Annotated in this window: 11 protein-coding genes; 5 read left to right on the forward strand and 6 right to left on the reverse strand. The window is 47.8% G+C overall.

Going from position 1 to position 17,756, the window contains the following annotated elements; genetic code table 11:
* The first annotated feature begins 76 nt into the window (after positions 1-76).
* From SVI_RS01680 to SVI_RS01695, 4 genes are all read left to right on the forward strand, one after another.
* Entirely contained in the window at positions 77-3,784 is a 3,708-nt protein-coding gene (locus tag SVI_RS01680) for a response regulator (RefSeq protein ID WP_013049639.1), read from the forward strand.
* Between the two features lie 211 nt (positions 3,785-3,995).
* On the forward strand, positions 3,996-6,401 hold the full coding sequence (locus SVI_RS01685) for a zinc-dependent metalloprotease (RefSeq protein WP_013049640.1): 2,406 nt from the start codon (positions 3,996-3,998) through the stop codon (positions 6,399-6,401).
* 135 nt (positions 6,402-6,536) lie between these two features.
* Positions 6,537-6,917, forward strand: a complete 381-nt coding sequence (locus SVI_RS01690; protein WP_041419574.1) for a hypothetical protein — start codon at positions 6,537-6,539, stop codon at positions 6,915-6,917.
* Between the two features lie 234 nt (positions 6,918-7,151).
* Positions 7,152-7,454, forward strand: coding sequence for a hypothetical protein (locus SVI_RS01695; RefSeq protein ID WP_013049642.1), 303 nt, complete (start codon positions 7,152-7,154; stop codon positions 7,452-7,454).
* Positions 7,455-7,610: 156 nt separating this feature from the next.
* Here SVI_RS01695 and SVI_RS01700 read toward each other — a convergent pair whose 3' ends face one another.
* The 4 genes from SVI_RS01700 to SVI_RS01715 form a co-directional block, all read right to left on the reverse strand.
* Positions 7,611-7,976, reverse strand: a complete 366-nt coding sequence (locus SVI_RS01700) for a hypothetical protein (protein WP_041419575.1) — start codon at positions 7,974-7,976, stop codon at positions 7,611-7,613.
* A gap of 35 nt (positions 7,977-8,011) precedes the next feature.
* Complete coding sequence (locus tag SVI_RS01705; protein WP_041420170.1) at positions 8,012-8,383, reverse strand: hypothetical protein; 372 nt, start codon at positions 8,381-8,383, stop codon at positions 8,012-8,014.
* A gap of 1,072 nt (positions 8,384-9,455) precedes the next feature.
* Positions 9,456-12,536: an efflux RND transporter permease subunit gene (locus SVI_RS01710; protein WP_013049645.1), complete on the reverse strand. Its 3,081-nt coding sequence runs from the start codon at positions 12,534-12,536 to the stop codon at positions 9,456-9,458.
* A 61-nt stretch (positions 12,537-12,597) separates the two neighbouring features.
* A complete protein-coding gene (locus SVI_RS01715) occupies positions 12,598-13,677 on the reverse strand; it encodes an efflux RND transporter periplasmic adaptor subunit (protein ID WP_013049646.1) in 1,080 nt (359 codons plus the stop codon).
* 215 nt (positions 13,678-13,892) lie between these two features.
* Between SVI_RS01715 and SVI_RS01720 the strand changes: the two genes are divergently transcribed.
* Positions 13,893-14,837 carry a LysR family transcriptional regulator gene (locus SVI_RS01720; protein WP_041419576.1) on the forward strand — a complete coding sequence of 315 codons (945 nt, stop codon included), beginning with the start codon at positions 13,893-13,895 and terminating at the stop codon, positions 14,835-14,837.
* Positions 14,838-14,982: 145 nt separating this feature from the next.
* Here the strand turns inward: SVI_RS01720 and SVI_RS01725 are convergent, their stop codons facing one another.
* Both SVI_RS01725 and SVI_RS01730 read right to left on the reverse strand, forming a co-directional pair.
* On the reverse strand, positions 14,983-15,648 hold the full coding sequence (locus tag SVI_RS01725) for a Qnr family pentapeptide repeat protein (RefSeq protein WP_013049648.1): 666 nt from the start codon (positions 15,646-15,648) through the stop codon (positions 14,983-14,985).
* Between the two features lie 667 nt (positions 15,649-16,315).
* Positions 16,316-17,707 carry an MATE family efflux transporter gene (locus tag SVI_RS01730; protein WP_013049649.1) on the reverse strand — a complete coding sequence of 464 codons (1,392 nt, stop codon included), beginning with the start codon at positions 17,705-17,707 and terminating at the stop codon, positions 16,316-16,318.
* Positions 17,708-17,756 lie beyond the last annotated feature (49 nt).

Below are 17,756 nucleotides of genomic sequence, written 5' to 3' on the forward strand. Positions count from 1 at the left end.
CTGTCTTCCTGATACTATACGGTTAATGAAATCCAAAGTCTGTGCAGGGAATTGCAGGCTTATTCAAGGGCCATGAATGAAATCGACTGAGCCAGATCTTCAACTGAAGTCGCCGATACAGAAAAACTATAACCGTGCTGTTTTTTATACCTATATTGGCGTGATTATCATGGCGCTGATCACTGCCTGGTTCTTCTTCGATGGCCAGAAATCTCAGCTTATGGAGAAAAGAGAGGAGCAGGTCGAGCGCCGTGTTCTGCAGATAGATCTATTGCTGGAGTCGAGTATCCGAGCGGTAAAGAGTCTGAGAAATGTCGCAGTCGATCATCTCAGGCTTGGTGAGTTGGTGCGTAAAGAGCGTTTGCCTCAGTATGAAAAATTCGATGAGAGTGGCCAGTATTTTACCTTAGAGCCAAGCTATGCCGAGAGTGGTGAACCTTTTACCAATATGGGGCGTATCACAGGTGCAGGCTCCCTCAATGGCCGCAGCGAGAAGTTTTATCAAGAACTGGAGATGTTGTTCGAATTATCTCTCTCTTTCCCCGTGGCAATCGAAGCGGCTCCTAAAGCCTCATCTATCTATTACATCTCTAAGCATAGGATCATGTCCTATTTCCCCTGGCCATCGGATGAGCAAAGATTCAGAGATGAATTGCTTAATAAGAACCAGTTCCAGTTAGCCACGCCAGCCATGAACCCTCAGCGCAGCGTATTCTGGAGCCCAGCTTATGTGGACCCGGGCGGCAAAGGCTTGCTGACCACCTTAGGTGTGCCTATTTATTTGGAAGACGAATTTATCGGCTCGATCAATCTGGATATGACCTTGTCCTCGCTGGCGAAACAAATGCATCTCTATTTTAAGATGCCGGGTACGGTTATTCTGCTGGATCAGAATAATAATATTCTTTCCCACAGTGATGATGACAAGTCTGAGATCAGTCGTGTGTTCCATATCAGTCAGAAGATCCCCTCTGAATTGCACTCCATTCCTGAGTCGGAACTGTTCGATGCCCACGAAGGGATCATCAGAAATGGTTACTACATCCACTCGGTAGCCTTGCAGAATGCTCCCTGGCGCCTGCTCTATTTGCAGGATAGAGATGAGTTATTCAAGGATTCCTGGGATAAGCTCGAGCTGACATTTATCTTAGTGGTATTGGCCCTGTCGGTATTGGTGACCATAGTACACTGGCAGACCCGCCGCTCATTCGTGAACCCAGCTTCCCGTCTGTTGACCCATCTGGAATCTTGTTCTTTGGAGCCTCGCAAGCCCCCGGAGCAGATATCTCAGGGTTGGGAACCTTGGTTCCAACTGGTGAGTCGAATCTTCGAAGAAAACCTGCAATATACCAAGCATCTAGCCGAGCAAAATCGAAGGCTAGATAAGCTGGTGGCACGCCGTACAGCAAGATTGAAAGAGACTACAGAGCGGCGAGAGCGGGAATATGCCTTGCTAAGATCTCTGCTGGACTCCATCCCTGAGGCGATTGTCTTCAAGGATAAAGAGGGTAAGTATTTAGGCTGTAACAAGGCAGCCGAGCGTATGTTGGGCTATACCGAGAGTGAACTCATAGGTCAGGAGTCGATAAAACTCACTACACAAGAGCAGTCGGTGCGTATTAAAGCTGAGGATGAACGCGTACTGGCAGAGCGAACTCCCCTGCGCTATCAGGAGAAGGTGGAATTTGCCGGTAAGCCTGTGTTACTCGATACCCTTAAACTGCCCTTCTATAATCGGCGCGGTGAGCTGTTAGGTTTGATTGCTGTTTGGCGTGATGTGACTCGAGAGTATGAGTCGGCCGAGCAGTTAAGATTGTCCGAGGAGCGTTATCACTTAGCCATGGATGCGGTAGAAGATGGCTTGTGGGATTGGTATCTGGACTCGAAACAGATCATCTGTAATCCAGCTTACTATTCTATGCTTGGCTACAAGAGCAATGAGTTTCCGGCATTGGTTTCTACCTTAGACGACTTGATTCATCCCGATGACAGGATTCGGGTGCAAGAGTATCGCGAGCAGTATCTTGGCGATCCTATCGGTGCCTTCGATGTCGAATTCAGGATGCGCGGCAAGAGTGGCCAGTATCACTGGTTACTCTCCCGTGGTCGCGTGGTGGAATACACTGTCGATAATCAGCCAAAACGTATGGTGGGTACTCATAAAGATATTACTCGGCATAAGAGTAACGAAGTTGCTCTGCTTGAGGCTAAACAAGATGCCGAGTCTGCTAACTTATCTAAGAGTGAATTTCTGGCCAATATGAGCCATGAGATCCGCACGCCCATGAATGCCATTATCGGCATGTTGCAGCTGGCTCAGCGTACAGAACTCACGGCTAAGCAGGAAGATTATTTAGATAAGGCCGGCTTCTCGGCTCAGTCTCTGCTGAGGATCATCAATGATATTCTCGATTTCTCTAAAATTGAGGCGGGTAAATTAGAGCTGGAGAAGGTGGCATTTCCGCTGGATAAGGTGCTGGATCATGCCCTAGACCTTAATGCTCTCAAGTCGCAACAGAAGGGAGTCGAGCTGCTCCTCTACGCCCCAGTCACAGCAGGATTAATCCTCGAGGGTGATCCCCTGCGCTTAGGTCAGGTGCTGATCAACATGCTCTCTAATGCGGTCAAGTTTACTCAGACTGGTGAGATAGAGTTGGGTTGTGAAGATGTGGGTGAGCGTGATCATCGCATCACCCTTAAGTTCTGGGTCCGTGACACCGGCATAGGGATCAGTAAGGAGCAACAGGCTAGTTTGTTCGATGCTTTCGCTCAAGCCGATGGCTCTACCACTCGTAAGTATGGTGGCACAGGTCTTGGTCTCTCTATCAGTAAGCATCTAGTGTCCATGATGGGCGGTCAGATGCAGGTTCAGAGTGAGATGGGGGTAGGTAGTACCTTCAGTTTCACCATCAGCTTCGAGATTGCCGAAGAGGCCGAAGTTAAACCTATGATAGTGCCTGAGCGTTTAGGCAGTCTTAAGACTCTAGTGGTCGATGATAACCCGACGGCACTGCAGATCTATGCCACAGTGATGCGTGATTTCCACTTCGAAGTGGATACTGCTGCTAATGGTTCAGAGGCACTTTATAAGCTGGAGAAGTCATCGGTAGATCTTCTACTGCTCGATTGGATGATGCCTGAGATGGATGGCATTCAGGTGATCGAAGAGCTAGATCGCATGGTGGCCGATGGTCGATTAGATAAGCGTCCCATCGTCATCATGATGACAGGCTATGCCGCAGAACCCTTAAAAGAAGATGCGGATCGCTCAAATATTTACGCCATGCTACAGAAGCCGTTTAAAGCATCAGCCCTGTTCGATGAGATCATCAGCGCTTTCACCGAAGAGCCTAAGGTCAATTCTGTGATAGAAGTAGAAGCTGAAGAAGTGGTCGATACACATGTGGGCATGGTCTTGCTGGTAGAGGATAACTTCATCAACCAGCAGGTTGCCACCGAACTCCTTAAGAGTGCGGGCTATGAGGTGGATGTTGCCGATAACGGTCAAATAGCCATAGATATGATCGCCGAGAAGGATTTCGATGCGGTACTCATGGATATTCAGATGCCGGTGATGGACGGGTTAACCGCAACAAAAGAGATCAGAAAGCACTTTAGTCTGCAGGAGCTGCCTATCATAGCCATGACGGCTCACGCCATGTCTGGTGATAGAGAGAAGAGTCTATCGGCGGGGATGAATGCTCATATTACTAAACCAATCGTCCTCAATGAGCTGTTCGATACCTTAAGTTACTGGATTAAGCAGAAAGATGAGGTGAGTTAATCCGTTAAAGATTGATAAAGGCGTTATTAATTTCCAAGCCTACTCCTAAGATAAATCTCTAAGAGTAGGTTAATTGAATGATTTGCACTTGAGAGTAAACATATTACTGTTAAGCTAATGCAAAATTAGAACAGAATCTCAACATAAAACAAAAACAAAAATTAAGTTGTTGAGATCTGCAGGTGTTAATAGCCTCATTCAAGGAGAGCAAATGAAGTCTTATAATCTCGCTTTGGCGATAGCACTTATCTGTGTGCCCGTCGTCGATGTCGTCGCAGCCTCAAGCAATACCGCCAGCATCATCAAGAAAAGCCAGTCTACAACAGGCTTTCTCAACTTGTTTTACGCTAAAGCCGATGGTGAACTTTACCTAGAAGCGAATAAGTTAGATCAACCTTTCCTATTACTTACCAGCTTGCCCCATGGCGTAGGTTCCAATGATATTGGCCTAGATCGTGGTCAACTTGGTTATACCCGCATGGTGCAATTTGAGCGTCATGGTCCTTACTTGATCCTCAAACAGCTCAATACTCAATATCGTGCCAGTACCGATAACGCCGCCGAGCTCAGAGCCGTTAAAGAGGCCTTTGCCGAGTCAGTGCTCTGGCGAGGCAAGATCATCGATGGCAAACGGGATCTGGTGTCGATCAATGATCTGGTTATTAACGATCTCCACGGCATATCTTCGGTGCTAGAGGATACTAAGCAAGGGAGCTATCGGCTAGATAAAAGCCGTTCGCTCATCTTGCCTCAGGGAGTCAAATCCTTCGAGCGTAACAGCGATGTGGATGTACTGTTGACCTTCAACAGTACCAAGGCGGGTAACTATGTGGCCCAAGTGACACCGGATGCTAATCATATGTCGGTGCGTCTGCGTTACTCCTTCATTCAGCTGCCGGAAGAGGGCTATGTGGCTCGAGATTACCATCCTATGAGTGGTTATCTGGCCGAGGAGTACCTGGATTATGGTACTCAGGTTGATCAGGATATTCGTCAGCGTCATCTGCTGCGCCATCGTTTGCAGAAAGTGAACCCGGGAACTGAGCCAAGTGAAGTAATAAAACCTATCACTTATTATCTGGATCCCGGTGTACCTGAGCCAATTCGCAGCGCACTCTTAGAGGGAGCTGGCTGGTGGGAAGAAGCATTCGAACAGGCTGGATTCATAGATGGCTTCAAGGTCGAGTTATTGCCCGAAGATGCCGATCCTCAAGATATTCGCTACAACGTCATCCAATGGGTACATAGGGCGACACGGGGCTGGTCATACGGCTCGGCAGTTGCCGATCCCAGAACCGGAGAGATCATCAAGGGCCATGTGACCTTAGGCAGCCAAAGGGTTCGCCAAGATCATATGATTGCCCGCGGCCTCACCGCAGGTTGGGAGGACAGACAGGCCGCAGAAGATGCGTCTATGGCGCTTTCTTTGGCTCGAATTCGTCAGCTGGCAGCCCACGAGGTTGGTCATACCTTAGGATTCGATCATAACTTCGCCGCCTCGAGTAATGATAATGCCTCAGTGATGGATTACCCCCATCCACTGGCGACACTCAAAGGCGACAAGATAGACATTTCGGCGCCCTACGGCGTGGGTGTCGGTGCCTGGGATAAGTATATTGTTGAATATGGTTATAGGGAATATGCCGATTCTGGCGAGGAGTCGGCTCAGTTATCTGAGCTAATGGCTCAGGTGCAGCGCCAGGGACTGCGCTACATAGGTGAAGCGGATTCTCGCTCCAAGGGAGCCAGCAATGCTTATGCCAGCCTCTGGGATAATGGCAGCGATCCAGTTGCCGAGCTTATCCGTATCGATAAGGTGCGAGCCAAGGCAATAAATGATTTTTCTCCCTCGGCTTTATTGGCGGGACAACCTAGGGGGGAGCTAAGTGATATCTTCGTGCCCATCTATCTACTCAATCGTTATCAGATCACCGCGGCAGCTAAATTCATTGGCGGTACAGATTACAGCTATAGCGAAGATGTCGACGGTAAGTCATGGCACTATATTGCGCCTCAGCTGCAAAAAAGTGCCCTGGATGCCTTACTCGATACCTTGTCTCCCAAGGCGTTAGTCATCTCTCAGGCCTTGCAGGAATCTTTAGTACCCAAGGCGGCAAATTACAGCAAGACTCGTGAGAGTTTCGATTCGGGTCTTGGAGTCATCATAGATCCGCTGGGTATGGCCGAAGTATTGAGTCGTCATACGGCGCAGCAGCTGCTCGCGCCGCAGCGACTCAACCGGGTGAATCAGGGCTATATCGGCGACAGGGAACAGCTATCCGTTCCGGCATTAGTCGATAAGCTATTGGGTAGCACTCTGTATGAGGATATGCCCAACGGCGCCGAGCAAGGGGTCTGGATGCGGGTTAACAGCGTGATACTCGATGAGTTGTTAGCGAGTTACCACGCTAAGGAGACACGACCCGAGGTAAAGGCACAGCTGGCAGGGCGTTTGCGTTATACACTCAAGCAGCTTAAACGTAAGGTTAAGCGAGTCAGCGCCTACGAGGCGGCTCATTTTGCCTGGCTTGCAGATGGCGTTGAGAGAGGCATGAAAGATGCTAAGGTCAAACTGATAGCCGAGCCGCTTAAGATACCACCTGGTTCGCCGATTTAAGCGAGTCGATAGAAGCTGGTAATGAAGGTTCTAGGGCTAAGAACCTTCATCGTTTTGAACTATTTTATTGGGCTAGAGTCTATCCTTGTGTAACTCATTGCTTGTCGCATTTTTTAAGGCTAAATAATTTAACTTATGGCAAAACAGATCATACATCTGCTGTTGTTTATCGCGTTAGTTGGACAAAACCTCTTGTCCCCGGCGATGGCTATGCCTGAATTATTGCACTCCATGAGTCATGAATCAGCTTGGTTACAAAAGGATTCAGTCTCTTCCCCTATTTCTGAGCCTAAAGCCCCAAGAGGCCAAAATTTCTCTCAAGGTCTAGTCGAGTGTGACCAAGCTTGTATCATACTAGCCAGTGGCCATTGTGTGACTCATTGCGCTTCCATGATGGGTATTATCCAATCTTGCTCATATATTCTGCCAGCTACATCCAGTGAACAGATACCTAATCGACTCTGGTCAATACAGACTGCCGATGCCGCGCAAGTTTATCGCCCACCAATGAGTTAACTCCAACTCTCTAGTGGTTTGTCTATTGTTACTGGCTATTTCTGCTGATTTCACCCAGGTGCAGTCTAGCTGTAGCCCAGTAGTTAAATAGCAGTTCCACTCCCCAAAATTTTCTTTCGGCAACTTGATTATAAACGAATTAATTTGCACGACATGTGATTATTTTGTTCACAGATTGTTAAAAATAGCTTAATGTTATTGCAATCTGTGGTCAAAAAAAGATTGGAGTTCTATATGAAATTATTAACCAGCGTGGCCTTATCTGCAGTATTTGTGTTCTCATCAGCAAGTGTTGTTGCCGATATACCTGATTTTTCTAAAACAGCGGCAGCTAAATCTAGCTATGATTTTTCGAAGAATCAGCCAGCGAAGGGAAATCTGTTGCAACTGGATTCGACTCACCATGATTTTTCTAAAACTGTTGCGGCAGGCAAGCATTATCAGTTTTCTAAAAATGAAGTATCTAGCAAAGAGAAGAGTTCTGACTCCTCGACTCAACATGATTTTTCTACCACATCGGCGATGAAGCGAATCTAAGAGTTAGCTGTTACAACGAGTAATAACTAAATAGTTAAATCGTTTGAACTAAAGGCCCGAACTCACTGTATTGTTCTGGGCCTTTATTTTTACTAGTGGCTTACCGCTTACCGCTTACCGCTTACCGCTTACCGCTTACCGCTTACCGCTTACCGCTTACCGCTTACCGGATTTATCTAGGCTCTTATCTAAAGCACGCCCTTGTCGATAGGCATCGATAACCCCAACCAGCCAGCTAATGATAAATACCCAAGTAGCAATAGATATGTAGAGGGCCGCAGAGCCACTCGGTTGTTCGGTGATCATTGGATAGATCAGATTAAAATCCAGAGGAATGGCACCGGATAAGATCTGATCTGAGATATCCCTCGCACGCTCCACCGCTTGATAGAGGAGGTAGACTAATCCACTCAGGCTGACGGCAGAGATAAGGGTGCCGATCTTATATTTTTTTAAGTAAAAGTGCCCGGTCCCGGGACAGACTAATGCTGAGATCAGTGCGGCTGTGATTGCCTTGCTCATATGAGTTTCTTCATTACTTGATGTGCATCTTGTCATCATTCTAAATCAATTCGACCAATGGCCTCATGTAAAAATGTCACTTTATCGATGAATTTTAGTTTAGTTTCAGACTCAGCCTCATTTGCATGGCTTGCATCTAGCTGACTCTGGACCCCAAGCAGTTCCTGTACTAACCAGCCGCGGATCATCACGTAATAACGTGAGTCGGTGCCATATCGGCTTATGGTGTCGAGAGAGTCTGGATCTTTGGGCTTAGCCAGTGCAGCCGAAATGGCTTGGATCATAATGCCTATTTGGTAGGTCTGGGAAGATTGCTCATCATAGAATTGATTTTCTTGAGCCATAACCGGAATAGAGCTCAATAGGCTGGTGGCCAAGGTAAAGGATATGAGATTGGCATATTTCATTGGGGCGACCTGCATGGGGGATCAGTTTCATTACAGTATCAAGCAATTGCAGGATCTAAAAGTAAAGCCGATCCGCAATGGGATCCAACCGACTTGGCTCCGAGTGACCAGCTCTGGGAACGGAGCGATCTGCATAGGGCGATCTACATAGGATGATCTACATAGGATGATCTGAATTTGAGAGTCAGTTCCAATACAGTATCAAGATATAGCAGGATCTAAAAGTAAAGCCGATCCGCTATGGGATCCAACTGATTTAGATCCGAGTGACCTGTTCTGGGATCGGAGCGTTCTGCATGGGGCGATCTGTATAGGATGATCTGAATTTGAGAGTCAGTTCCAATACAGTATCAAGATATAGCTGGATCTAAACGTAAACCTGATCTGCAATGGGATCCAACCGACTTAGATCCGAGTGACCTGCTCTGGGAGCGGAGCGTTCTGCGTGGGGCGATCTACATAGGAGGATCTGAATAGGGGGTCAGTTCCATTAAAGTATCAAGCAATTGCAGGATCTAAACGTAAACCCGATCCGCAATGGGATCCAACCGACTTGGATCCAAGTGACTTGCTCTGGGAACGATCTGCCTAGGGAATCGCATAGCAGAGTCAGTTTCATTAGAGTATCAAGCAATTGCAGGATCTAAACGTAAACCCGATCCGCAATGGGATCCAACCGACTTAGATCCGAGCAACCTGCTCTGGGATCGAAGTGTTCTGCGTGGGGCGATCTGCATAGGATGATCTGAATTTGAGAGTCGGTACCATTAGAGTATCAAGATATTACAGGGTCTAAACGTAAACGCGATCAGCAATGGGATCCAACCGGCCAGGATCCGAGTGACCTGCTCTGGGATCGGAGCGTTCTGCATGGGGCGATCTGTATAGGGGAGTCGGTTCCATTAAAGTATCAAGCTATTGTAGCGTCTAAAAGTAAGCCCGATCCGCAATGGGATCGGGATTGCCGGGAAGCAGTTACTTGTAAATCTCTGAGTGGTGAGCTTTCTCCTTGTTCATTCCTATTACTACTTTATTTTTGAATCTTTTTTTCCTGCTGCTTGCTTATGCCTACTTAGTTTTTCGCCTGTTTAGGGTAAGGAATACGAAATGCTAAGGTATAAGTCACCGGCAAGACGATGAGTGTCAGCACTGAGGCGAAGCCCAGGCCGAAGATGATGGTGATAGCCATAGAGCCGAAGAAGGCATCTGACAGTAGTGGCACCATTCCCAGCATAGTCGTTATAGCTGCCATCAACACGGGTCTTACCCGGCTCACGGACGAGTCGATCACAGCTTGATAGGCCTCCTTACCTTCACTCAGTTCCAGATTGATCTGATCGACCAGTACTATGCCATTTTTGATGATCATGCCAGTCAGGCTGAGTAAGCCAAGCAGCGCCATGAAACTGAAGGGCGCATCGAATATCAATAGGCCGGATACCACACCGATTAAGGCTAACGGTACGGTAAACCAGATAACCAGAGGCTGACGTATGGAGTTAAACAGCAGCACTGTGATGAGGAACATGGCCATATAGCCCATAGGAATTGAGCTAAATACTGATACTTGGGCCTCGCCTGCCGTCTCGTATTCGCCTCCCCATTCGAACTCATAGCCATTTGGAAGCGGGATGGCTTCTATGTCGGCTCTGATTTTCTTGAAGACAGAATCGGCAGTCTCATCGGTGCCGTTGATAGGATCGGCATAAACGGCCAGCATACGTTTCCTGTCACGGCGCATGATAAGCGGGTTTTCCCACTCGGTGCTAAATTCTGACACCACTTGAGTTGCGGGCACGAAGACGTTGTTTTCCGAGCTCCAGACCTGGAGTTTCCACAGACTGTCGGCATCGAGGCGTTCCTCGGCTGGCGCCCTGGCTATGATAGGCATCAGGTGAGTGTTCTCACGATAGATACCAACTTGCTTACCACTGAAATTAACCAGCAGTGAATTATCGAGATCTTGCTTGCTGATCCCGGTTTCACGGGCCTGAGCGAGTGCCAGTTGAGGACGGATCAGGGTTACCTGGTTACGCCAGCTATGTCTTACACCAACAGCTGTCGGCTCTGCATCTAAAATAGCCTTGGCTTGGGTGGCAAGCTGACGCAGTACCACAGGGTCTTCACCGTAGAAGCGCGCCTCTATCTTAGCCGCTGGGCTGGGACCATTTTCCATATACTTGAAACGATATTCGGCTTCTGGGTACTTGAGGCTTAACTCCTTCTCCAGTGTGCGCATGTATTTATCTAAGCTGACAAGATCTGTCATCTCGATCAGTAGTTGTCCGTATGAGTTGTAGCCCTTCTCCGGGACATAGGAGAGCACGAATCTCTGGGCACCCTGACCGACAACGCTGGTGAGATTAACTAATCCTATATCTTGGGTCGCTTGCTGGGCAAGCAGGTCTTTCTCTATGCGACCTAGCAGGTGTTCTGTGGCCTTGATATCTGTGCCTTCCGGCATCCACACATCCACGAAAAACATAGGCGTGTTTGAGGCAGGAAAGAAGACATTTTTAACGTAGCCAAAACCCATTACCGAAGTGAACAGCGCAGCGATAACCATGAGTAAAGTGACGGCGCGAAAACGCATGGCCAGATTTAAGCTGCTACGGTATAGCTGGAATATCCAGCCCTTGTAAGGGTCATCATTGTCATCACCACTGACTTCGCCATCTTTAAACATCAGGTGGCAGAAGAAGGGGGTCAAGGTCATGGCGGTGATCCAACTGATAAATAGCGAGATCAGTAACACCTGGAATAGGGATACGCAGAACTCACCTGTGGCTGTGTCTGACAAGCCAATCGGAGCGAAGGCGAGAATGGCGATGATTGTGGCGCCAAGTAGCGGCCATTGAGTCTGTGACACCACTTGTTTAGATGTCTCTAGTCGGCTTTGGCCACGCTTGATGCCTATGAGTATGCCTTCGGTCACCACTATGGCGTTATCGACCAGCATACCCAGAGCTATGATTAGGGCACCAAGGGAGATGATTTGCAGCTCGATATTGAGCACCTTCATCATGATGAAGGTGCCTAATATGGTCAATAGCAGTACCAGTCCCATCAGCAGACCGGCACGCACGCCCATGAATACCAAGAGCACGAAGATCACTATGGCAATAGATTCAGCCAGATTGATTAAGAAACCTGTGATGGTCTCATCGACCATCTTACTCTGGTCGTAGACAGTGTTGAGCTCTATACCTATGGGGCGCTCATTTTCGAGCTCGAGCAGTCTTTCATTGATGGCTACGCCGATATCGACCACGTTGACGCCACTGGAAAATGAGATACCGATAGACAAGGCTGATTCGCCATTGCCGTGGTAGATATTTGTTGGAGTCTCATCGTTATCTTTATACACCTGGGCGATATCGCCAAGGTAGACCAATTTCGTGCTGCCAGGGGCGCTAATTAACAGACGCTCCATCTGCTCTACTCGATTAAATTCACCGGTAGGATGGATACGAATTCGGTTATCGCCAACGCGGATACTGCCGGCATTGGAGACCACGTTCTGGCTATTGATCAGGCTATAGATATAGTCTTGATCTAGACCCAGAGCATTGAGTTTCTGCTGGGAAATCTCCACCACTACTTGTTCGGTAATTTTGCCGGCTATGGTGACTTTTTTTACACCATCGACAAGCACAAGTTCACGCCTGAGGAAATCGGCATAATTTTGCAACTCACGGCTAGTGTAGCCATCTCCTGAGATGTTGAGCAAAATACCATACACATCGCCGAAATCATCGATAACAGCAGGAGTCACAACCCCAGGTGGCAGTTCACCTAGCTTGTCGTTGACCTTACGGCGAACCTCATCCCACACCTGAGGCAGTTCGTCTGCGCCGTAATGCTCGTGGACCTCTATCTCTATCTGCGACAGACCAGCACTGCTGATCGAGGTGATATGCTTGATAGCATCGAGTTGCTGCAGGGCATCTTCCAGGGGAAGGGTTACTTCCTCCTCGACCTGTTCCGGTGAAGCACCAGGATAGGCGGTGACAACCAGTGCCTGCTTGAGGGTGAACTCGGGGAATTCGAGCTGACCTAGCCCAAGAAATGAGATGCTGCCCCCCACGAGTAGCAATAGGGCAAACATCCAGCTCACCACTTTATGTTCTATAGAGTATTGTGCGAAATTCACGGCGTAAAATCCTTGCAGGCGAAAGAGTAAAATGAGGGCTTAGGTAATACTGAGTAAGGGGTTACACCCCGCGTTGCCAATGAAGAGGTTTAACTTTTTGTTCTGCTGACAAGTACTGCACACCGGCTACCACTAGCAGATCGCCCATGTTCAAGCCGGTTAAAATTTCTATGCCATCTGTAGTTACTCGACCTAAGGTGACTATTTGCGCTGTCACCTTGCCTGTGTCTGCATGATAGAGCCAGATGATATTTTCGCCATCTTGATCACGCTTCATCACTGCACTGGCAGGGATTACGGTTTTATCTAGCTGGGAGTCCATAGAGAGATCTAAGCTTAATTCGGCGCTCATACCCGGAAGAATATTGATTTGAGTGGGTCTGGCGAGTGTGAAGACAACTTCGTAACTTTGAGTGCCTGGAGTCACTTGAGTCGCATGTTCTTTCAGTTTTACCGGATAGGCTTGCTCCGGATGAGCGCTGAAACGCACCTGAGGTTGAAACTTAGCATGGGGATTAAATGTGATCGCCTGAATGGCCATAGACTCAGGTACCTGGATCACTACGTCAATATTACGATCCTTCTGTATCAGCAGAACCATCTGGTTTGCCTGAATCATCTGATAATTGTCTATGGAGATCTTAGCGACTGTGCCGTCATATGGTGCGAGTAAATGGGTGTAGCTCAATTGATCCCGGGCGTTAGCCAGAGCGGCGGCGGCTGATTTCAGTTGAGCCTTAGCGAGGTCGTAATCGGCCGTTGAGATCAACTGGCGACGTAACAGCTCACCCTTACGCTTGTAGTCGGCGGTGGCCAGCTCATTATCGGCCTCGCGGTTGAGTAAGGTGTTACGGGCATCTCTGTCATCCAGCTTGGCCAAGATAGTGCCTTTTTTTACCTGTTGACCTTCTACCAGAGTAAAATCGATCACTTGACCTGACACTCTAAAGCCTAAATCAGCCTGTTTGGTGGCGGCTATTTTTGCCGGGAAAACACGAATAGAAGCGGCATTAACATCCGTGACTTCCAATAACTTCACCGGTCTTATGGTTTGTGAGGCAACTTCGATGGACTCTGCGTTGCAGCCCGCTAATATGCCGGTGATCATTATGGCTGCGAATGTTTTTGCTAGGTACTTCATAAACAGGTTTCCCTATGTGCGACTAGATGTATTAATGTTGGCTAAGATAGCAGTAACTAATATTGAACAAAACGGGAACATGTGGAACCATAGGTTCCAGATAATGAGACTATTTAGACTTGATTGTTAAAACTAAGCGTGAGCATGATCGATTTAGTTACCGGTTTGAATGTGAAAATCATCGAGAGACTGTGAGAGATAAGTGAGAGTGAGTGATGAAAACTGAAGATATTTCCCTGTTCCATCGCATCGTAGAGACGGGGAGTTTAGTTGAAGCTGCGGATCTGTTGAACCTGCCTAAGTCGACCGTGAGCCGGCGTCTGCAGGCATTAGAAGATGAACTTAAGGTCAAATTATTTCATCGTCAGAGTCGAGCCATGACGTTAACGGCTTCGGGTAGCCATTTCTATGATAAAACCTTGTCTATTCTCGGGGATCTTGAGCAGACTCTGATGGAGCTTACGGATACTCAAGCCGAGATTGGTGGCCACTTGCGTATCCTAATGTTTCCCGTACCTGAGCTACTGGATATTGCTAATGGCATTTTTGAGTTTATGGAGCATAACTCTGAGCTCACCGTCGAGCTGATTGTCAGCACTGAGCCTCAGGATATGATCCGTAACAATATCGATCTCGCCTTTATGGTGGAAGATTCATTTAATGAAAATGAGATGGTGGCGCGAGAGGTGATCAGCGAAGAGCTACATTTTGTCGCCAGCCCAGGTTATTTGGCCAAGGCGGGTACGCCTGTGTTGCCTGAAGATCTCGAGAAACATAATTCCATATTGTTTCGCTACCCTAACGGTCGAATTTTCAATGAAGTACCCTTCGGTAATGATATGAAGATAGCGGTGAAAGGTAACTTGTGTCTCAATAGTATTGAACTCTGTCTGGAAGCTAGCATTACTGGCCGGGGGATTGCGTTCTTACCCACCAAGGTGACTCGTGAGTATGTTGAGCGAGGTGAACTGACCATCTTGTTTGAAGATGTAGAGCCCTACATAGGTAAGTGCTACCTGGTTTATCCGTCAAGACGCTTTATTAGCCTAGCCAGTAAGAGATTTATCGATCATATGATGGACGCACTCGAGCGTTGCAACCTTGGCCAAGGCTGTGGCAGGGAAGAGCGGCTACGTGGTTCAATTAAGTCCTGGGTTTAGCTCTAGCTGTAAGTTATGAGCGGTAAGTTGTAAGGGATAAGGGATAAGTCAAAGCTAGAGCCCTGACTCGTATCTAGGCTCTGCTGTCTTTGTCTTTAGCCTTACAGCTTTCTTTGCCCTGTCTTGAGCTTAATACTTATCACCTTTAATCCGGCGCGACTATGATCCCCAGTGGTGCCAGCAGTTGCTCCTGCTGCCATTGGTTTATCATCACGCCTTCGAGTTTGACGTTGCGGGGATCTAACCCGTCTAATTCTACCCGGCATAAGTTACAGCCTTCTAGCTCGAATGTGCCCCATTGTGATTGGGAGAATTCGCCGCCGCTGAGATCTGAGCCCTTCATAGATGCGCCAAGCAAGTTAGCGCCTCGCCAACGATTGTCCATTAGCTCACATTTCTCTAGCTGAGCCGATTCTAAATTGGCGTAGGAGAGGTTTGATTCTGTGATGTAGGCGCTGCAGAAGAAGCTCTTGTGGGTAATATAGTTAGCAAAGCTGGCCCGGGCAAAGTCAGCACCTTGCAGGTTGCATTCTCTAAGCTCAATTCCGAAACAGCGAGCACCAGTAAACATCGCCATGCTCAGGTTGCAATGTTTGAAGCTGGCGCTGATTAAGGTGGCATAACTGAAATTACAGCCTTCAGCAGTTCCAGCCTCGACGAACCTACAATTAATAAAGCTGGCATCGGTCATATCGGCTCGACTGAAATCACAGCGGTAAAATTCGCAGCGCTCGAATATCGCGTCCTGCAGATCTTCGCCACTGAAGCTGGCATCGATAAAGGTCTTATCTGTGTAAGTATCAGGCTGCATAATTAGTTATCTTTGGTCCGCATATTAGTTTTTTTATGTATGTAAGTTGGTGTGTGTTTTAACTCGTTGGTCTCGAAAGTCTTGAAGATTTTCATCGCTTGATGTGGCAGGTACACCTCACCTAAGTATTAGCTAACGGCTGGGATCGAATATTGATTCTAGTAGATCTCTGTCACTGTACTTGTCGGCCTAGATACATATCAGTTAGTTATTTTTCACTTTCTTATTCGTTCCTGCGGCATAAGTTTGTGTGTGCTTTAGTTACTCAGACCCAGAGATTTTTCTCGCTACTGAGGTTTGCACTGATAAACACCTCGCCACTGAGGTTTGCTTAGCTAAGTGTCTTGTCACTGTACTTGTCGGCCTAGATACATATCAGTTAGTTATTTTTCACTTTCTTATTCGTTCCAGCGGCATAATTTTGTGTGTGCTTTAGTTACTCAGACCCGGAGATTTTTCTCGCCACTGAGGTTTGCACTGATAAACGTCTGTCACTGTACTTGTCGGCCTAGATACATATCAGTTAGTTATTTTTCACTTTCTTATTCGTTCCAGCGGCATAATTTTGTGTGTGCTTTAATTACTCAGACTCGGAGATTTTTCTCGCTACTGAGGTTTGCACTGATAAACGTCTGTCACTGTACTTGTCGGCCTAAATCCATATCAGTTAGTGACTTTTCACTTTCTTATTCGTTCCAGCGGCATAATTTTGTGTGTGCTTTAACTGTTCAGGCTCGGAGATTTTTGTTGCCAGAATATAGCAGGTGATACCCATTAAAGTATTAGAGATAGGCAGTGCCAGTAGCAGGCCTTTAATACCCCCCAAATAAGAACCCAGAGCGGCCAGAGGCAGCATGATCAGAAACAGGCGACATACATTAAGGATCAGTGAACTCATGGGCCTGTGATAGGCATTGAGGGATGTGGCCATCAGGATAACTATACCTAGAGGGCCATAGGCGGCGGGTATCATTAAGATGTAGAAAGACAACCACTCTACGACCTGAGGGTCGCCACTGAATAACTGAGCAATCGGCTCGGACAATAGCAGCAGCGGCAGGTAGAGCAAGGTCTGAAATACCAGAATAAATTTAAGTGACAGTAGCAAGGCATCACGGGCACGCTCGGTCTGACCCGCACCTAAGTTTTGGGCAATAAAGGGTACCAGACTGGATGACAGTGCCATCACGGCAATCAAGAGCACGGATTCGATACGAATGCCGGCACCGAAGGCGGCTACAGCACCGTGATCTATGCGGGCTAGCATGGCCATGATAATTGCATTGGCGAGCGGGTTAAGCAGGTTCATCAAGGCCGCAGGTTGAGCGATATGAGCCAACTGTTTCCAGTTGCGCTTAAGGCGAACCATATTGAAGTCGGCAAACTCCACTAAGTGGCGCTTAAATATCAGCAGATAACTGGATAGTGACAGGGCGACAACCCAGGAGATCACAGTGGCGATAGCGGCCCCTTGGATCTCTAGTCTGGGGAAGGGGCCTATGCCGAAGATAAGCAGGGGATCGAGAATAAGGTTAATCAGCGCGGCCAACATCATTATCTTGGCCGGTGAGCGGGTATCACCAGTTGCGCGCAGTCCCTGATTACCAACCATTAGCAGCACCAACAGTGGGGCTCCCAGATACCAGAGAAACATGTAGTCGGCTATCAGCGGCAGACTAGAGTCGTTGGCGCCTAAGAGGCTAAATAGTGGACCTATGCACAGGCTGCCTAACATGGAAATCAGTGCGATCAGCATGAAGGTCAGTAACAAGGAATCATGGAGAAACACCTTGGCCTTATCTGCCTGACCACCGCCGATGAGACGACCTAAGTTGGTGGACACTCCGGCGCCTATACCTATGGCTATGCTGGATATGATAAGAGTAACTGGGAAAGTGAAGCTAATGGCTGCCAGAGATTCTGTGCCCAACTGACTGATAAAAAAGGTGTCGACTAGGCTGAACCCAAGAATGGTCAAGATACCAATCAGGTTTGGGAGGCTCATATTTAGCAGTACACGACCGATTGGCTGGGTGAGTAGCCCGTGTCTGTCATTCATGGAGAAGTCTTGCCTAGTCTGCTGGGGTGGGCAATTCTATCAGGATTAA

The sequence above is a fragment of the Shewanella violacea DSS12 genome (assembly GCF_000091325.1).
Lineage (GTDB): Bacteria > Pseudomonadota > Gammaproteobacteria > Enterobacterales > Shewanellaceae > Shewanella > Shewanella violacea.